This is a genomic window from Mucilaginibacter sp. P4_G9, assembly GCF_056400985.1.
In genome coordinates, this window is record NZ_JBFUKF010000376.1 from 1 (window position 1) to 4,784 (window position 4,784).

Consider the following 4,784-nt stretch of genomic DNA (forward strand, 5'->3'; position numbering starts at 1 on the left):
GATTCAAACAAAKCCGCGTTTGAAGTAGCTTATATCCAGAAAAAGACAAGAATAAACATGGCAWATATACCCGGAGACACAAAGCCTGTGTATTCCTGTATGTACTGAAACCCTTGTTTACCCTCGCCCATTAATGCCTTGCCAATAAGCTCGGATAAAATGATACCCAATACCATTGCAACCACCACAGACCATTTACCTAAACTTACCAGTTTTTTATCGGTAGCATTTGGGTTAATGGCTTTTTTGTAAATATCCAGTGTGAAGATAGTAGCTATACTATTTGCCTTACCCGCCAGCGATGCTACAATTGCAGCTGTTAAAGCGGCAAATGAAAGACCCTTTAACCCGGTTGGCAACAAGTTAAGCAGTGATGGATAAGCTTTATTAGGATCCATAACACCCGATGAACTCATCATTTCCTGGTGGAACATGCCTTTTTGGTACAGCAGGTAAGCAGCAATACCCGGCAATACCACAATAACCGGCATCAGCAATTTAAGGAAAGCCGCGAACAGGATACCACCACGTGCAGTTTTAAGGTTTGCACCCAAAGCCCTTTGCGTAATGTACTGGTTACAACCCCAATAGTTAAGGTTGGTGATCCACATACCACCTATCAGAACCGATAAACCAGGAAGATCCATATAGTTTGGATTGTCTTTCTTGAATATCATATGGAAGTGATCGGTAGCCTCGGTATGCAATATTTTAAAGCCGTTTAATAAGCCGGTAGTACCTTCTTTTTCGCTTAAAAGCGTTAATGCCAGGTAAGTAGCCATTAAACCACCCAAAATAAGCACCGCAACCTGTATAACATCAGTATAACCGATTACCTTCATTCCACCCAGGGTGATAACAACAGAGAATGCAGCCAGCAACCAGATACACAGGTGAATATCTAATCCTGATATACCACTAATAGCTAACGCACCAAGATAAAGGATAGACATTAAGTTAACCACAATGTACAATAACAACCAAAAGATGGCCATGATCATAGCTACAGTGCCATTATAGCGCTGGTGCAAAAACTGTGGCATGGTGAAAATCTTGTTTTTAAGATACACCGGTATAAAAAATACTGCCACAATGATCAATGTAATTGCCGCCATCCACTCGTAGGTTGAAATGGCTAAACCCATCTTAAACGCCGATCCGCTGGTACCGATAAATTGCTCGGCAGAGATATTGGATGCGATTAATGATGCCCCGATTGCCCACCAGGTAAGCGACCCTTCTGCCAAAAAGTAATCTTTTGAGGTCGCGTCGGCGTTATGTTTGCGCTTATATACCCACCAGCCATAGCTGGAAACTATAACAAAGTAGATAAAAAATACAGCATAATCGCCGTACGAGAGGGTTTTCAGGTTCATTGTTTGGTCAAGTTGGTTTTAATAATGTTAGTTTGACAATTATAAACTATATATAGCGATTTATCAAATTTTCTAAATATTCTTGTCGGCCACTTAATGTTTTTGGCTCGCCATTGGTTATTGCATAGGTACGCAAATCTTCCAATGAAAGCTTACCGCCTTCAAAATCTTTTCCCGAACCTGTATCAAATGAAGCATATCTGTCAGTACGGATCTTTTTGTATTCTGATTTCTGCAGGATATTATCCGCTATTACCAAAGCACGGGCAAAAATATCCATACCACCAACATGGGCGTAGAACAAGTCGGCCGGGTCTGTTGAGTTACGGCGTATTTTGGCATCAAAATTAATACCACCACCTTGTAAGCCACCTGCTTCTAATATGATCATCATCGATTCGGTGATCTCATTGATATCATTCGGGAACTGATCGGTATCCCAGCCGTTCTGTGTATCGCCTCTGTTGGCATCTATCGAACCTAATAAACCAGAATCGGCTGCTACCTGCAACTCATGCTGGAATGTATGGCCAGCCAAAGTAGCGTGGTTCACTTCCAGGTTAAGCTTAAAGTCGCTCAACAGGTCGTACTTTTGCAAAAAGCCTAATACGGTAGCCGCATCGTAATCATACTGGTGTTTGGTAGGCTCGCAAGGTTTTGGCTCTATAAAGAAATTACCTTTAAAGCCTTGTTTGCGGGCATAATCCTTAGCTGTATGTAAAAATTTGGCTAAATGTTCCTGCTCGCGTTTCATATCGGTATTCAGCAGGCTCATGTAACCTTCACGCCCTCCCCAGAATACATAGTTTTCGCCACCCAAAGCAATGGTAGCATCAATAGCTGCTTTCACCTGGGCACCTGCATGGGCCAGTACATGAAAATCGGGATTGGTAGCAGCACCGTTCATGTACCTGCGGTGACTAAACAGGTTTGCTGTTCCCCAAAGTAATTTTACGCCACTTTCGGCTTGTTTTTGTTTGGCATATTCAACCAAAGCCTGTAAGCGCCTGTCGTTTTCATTAACATCATTGGTATAATCAACCACATCCACATCATGGAAACAGTAGTAAGGAATGTTCATTTTGGTGATGAACTCAAATGCCGCGTCCATTTTGTCTTTGGCACGTTCAACAGCGTCCGCTTTTTCGTCCCATGCAAAAATGTGGGTAGCACCGCCAAACGGATCGGCACCATTACCGTTAAATGAATGCCAGTAAGAACAGGCAAAACGTAAATGCTCGGCCATAGTTTTGCCAGCCACTACCCTGTTAGCATCGTACCAACGAAACGCTAATGGATTATCTGATTCGAGGCCCTCAAATTTAACCTGGCCTATTCCTTTAAAGAATTCTTTTTCTCCGGTGATAATACTCATATGTTTAATTATTGAATTGTATTAATTATTGAATTACTGATTTATTGAATTATCGATTTTTTTTCTTTTCCCTTTTTCCCTTTTGCCTTTCACCACTCACCATTCACCACTCACCATTCACCATTCACAACCTAACATCCAAAAGTTCCTTCCATTCCTGGTATATCGGTTCAAACGCGGTGGTTGCTGTTGGTTCTATTAACTGTATAGCCTTTGTATTACTAAATGCTTCAGCCGGCGATTTAAAGATCCCCGCTCCTATTCCGGCGCCTAATGCCGCGCCTACACTGCCATCGTTGTTGTATAATTCAACAGGAACACCTGTGGCATTTACAAAAGCTTCGGCAAACAGCTCACTTAAAAACAAGTTACTTTTACCGGCACGGATCACGGTTGGGTTCATGCCATTACTGCGCATAATATCAAATCCATAACGGAACGCGCAGGCTATACCTTCCTGTACACCTCTGAAAATATGAGCCTGTGTATGCAGGTTAAGGTCGATATTTTGGAAATGGGCGCCTACCTGCTTGTTATTCAGCATTCGCTCGGCCCCGTTGCCAAATGGCAATACACGTAAGCCATCGCTGCCTAACGGCGCTTTTTTTGCTTCGTTGTTTAACTGGTTATAGCTTAAACCTGCACCGAAATTGTATTTTGCCCATCGGTATAAGCTACCGGTGCCATTAATACATAATAATACGCCTAAGCGTTTTTCTTCTTCGGTATAATTAACGTGGGCGAAAGTATTGATACGTGATTGCTGGTCGTAAGCAAGTTGATCGCTCACCCCGTAAATCACGCCCGATGTACCGGCTGTTGCTGCTACTTCACCAGGGTTCAATACGTTTAATGAAAGGGCATTATTGGGTTGATCGCCGGATTTATACGTTACCGGGATGCCTGCCTTTAGTTTCAACTTTTCGGCAACAGAAGTAAGCAATGCACCATGCGATGAAAATACCGGATTAATTACCGGGAATAAGCTTTCATCAAAGCCAAAGTAGTTGATAACCTCTTTGGAGATGCTGTTGGTTTTGAAATCGAAGAAAACGCCTTCGGATAATGCAGATACTGATGTAGTAATATCGCCGGTTAGTTTCATGGCGATATAATCGCCGGGCAGCATGATCTTATCTATTTTAGCGTAGATCTCCGGCTCGTTTTCCTTAACCCAGGCCRGTTTGGATGCAGTAAAGTTTCCGGGTGAGTTTAACAGGTGCGATAAGCAATTCTCCTCGCCGATGGCTGCAAATGCTTTATCACCAATTTCAACAGCGCGGCTATCGCACCAAATAATACTATCGCGCAATACGTTCTGGTCTTTATCAACCAATACCAAACCGTGCATCTGGTAGGCTATACCTATGGCAGCTATATCCTGCGAATCATAGGCACCTTTGGCATGGCATCTCTCTAAAGCTTTTTGCGCCTGCTCCCACCACATTAATGGTGATTGCTCGGCCCAGCCCGGATGTATGGCTTTTATTGGCGATTCCTCATCCGGGAATTGCGCCGACGTTATAATTTGTTGCGTATCAGCGTTAACAACGCTAACTTTAACCGACGATGTGCCGATATCAATCCCTAATAACAGCATGAATTTTTTGGGTTACTAACATGAATATTAAAAACGGGTTTACTTTTGGTAATTAATTCCACGAAATTAATTAAATATTTAAAATTACAATCGATTGCGTAAAATATTTTTTCCAAATTGCACTTTATAATGAAAAAGGGAAAACGTACCACCATTTATGACATAGCCGCCAAGCTGGGTATAACCGCGTCTTCGGTATCAAGGGCGCTGAACAACAGTAACCAGGTAAACGAAAAAACCAGGGAGCTCATCATGAAAACAGCCGATGAGTTAAACTACAAGCGTAACGTACTTGCCTCAAATTTGCGCAAGGGGCATTCAAAAACCATTGGCGTGGTAGTACCCCGTATTAACCAGAATTTTTTTGCGAATGTGATTGCCGGTATCGAAGAAGCCACCTATCAAAAGGGGTATAACCTGATCATCTGCCAAT

3 protein-coding genes and 1 pseudogene are annotated in these 4,784 nt (G+C 42.6%); 1 reads left to right on the plus strand and 3 read right to left on the minus strand.

Annotated elements, in window-relative coordinates; genetic code table 11:
- Nucleotides 1–32: 32 nt before the first annotated feature.
- From AC1DPZ_RS22015 to AC1DPZ_RS22025, 3 genes and pseudogenes are all read right to left on the minus strand, one after another.
- A pseudogene (locus AC1DPZ_RS22015) lies at nt 33–1,370 on the minus strand (sodium:solute symporter family transporter); the annotation flags it as partial.
- Nucleotides 1,371–1,422: 52 nt separating this feature from the next.
- Nucleotides 1,423–2,751 carry a xylose isomerase gene (gene xylA / locus AC1DPZ_RS22020; protein ID WP_477407477.1) on the minus strand — a complete coding sequence of 443 codons (1,329 nt, stop codon included), beginning with the start codon at nt 2,749–2,751 and terminating at the stop codon, nt 1,423–1,425.
- Nucleotides 2,752–2,875: 124 nt separating this feature from the next.
- Nucleotides 2,876–4,351, minus strand: coding sequence for a xylulokinase (locus AC1DPZ_RS22025; protein WP_477407479.1), 1,476 nt, complete (start codon nt 4,349–4,351; stop codon nt 2,876–2,878).
- Between the two features lie 129 nt (nt 4,352–4,480).
- On the opposite strand from AC1DPZ_RS22025, the gene AC1DPZ_RS22030 reads away from it, so the two are divergent.
- On the plus strand, nt 4,481–4,784 hold a 304-nt coding region (locus tag AC1DPZ_RS22030), incomplete at its 3' end, for a LacI family DNA-binding transcriptional regulator (protein ID WP_477407481.1).